The organism is Cerasicoccus frondis (genome assembly GCA_031296915.1).
In the GTDB taxonomy this organism is placed as follows: domain Bacteria; phylum Verrucomicrobiota; class Verrucomicrobiia; order Opitutales; family Cerasicoccaceae; genus Cerasicoccus; species Cerasicoccus frondis.
Genome location: JAVDPC010000067.1, coordinates 1 through 640 on the forward strand (window position 1 = coordinate 1; position 640 = coordinate 640).

Sequence of the window (640 nt, forward strand, 5' to 3'; positions counted from 1 at the left end):
GAGGCGGTCTTCCGCCTCCACGGCTTGCCCGAAACCATCCTCTGCGACAACGGTTCGCCCTGGGGTTGCCGCGACAGCGAACAGCTCAGCCGCCTTGGCGTGTGGCTGCTGCGTCTGGGCGTGCGCGTGATCCACGGGCGCCCCTACCACCCGCAAACTCAGGGCAAGGACGAGCGCTTCCACCGCACGCTCAAGGCCGATCTGCTCAGCCGGCAAGACCTGCGCGACCTCCCGCACGCCCAACAAGCCTTCGACCAATACCGCGAGATTTACAATCACCAACGCCCGCACGAAGCCCTCGGCCTGGCCACCCCGGCGAGCCGCTATCAGCCAAGTCTGCGCAGCTTCCCCGAGCAGCTCCTCACGCCAGATTACCCCAGCGACTACCTCATCCGCCGAGTCAGGTGCGGCGGCGGCATCACCTTGAAAAACCGCAGCTTCTACATCGGCAAGGCCTTCGAAGGACTCGACCTGGCCATCAGACCAACCCACACAAACGGCATTTATCACGTCCAATACGGAGCCATCATCATCGGTCAAATCGACCTCGACGAGCTCCCCAACAAACCCAAACATATCTATCGAACACTCAAACCAATCCAAACAAATGTGTAACCCATGTCCCCGCACAAGTGTTACC

General features: G+C 61.1%; 1 protein-coding gene. It reads left to right on the forward strand.

Annotated features, from left to right (window positions below):
- Positions 1–615 (forward strand): integrase core domain-containing protein (locus RBB63_RS23585; RefSeq protein WP_309387899.1); only part of this gene is annotated, 615 nt, incomplete at its 5' end.
- Between the last annotated feature and the right edge of the window lie 25 nt (positions 616–640).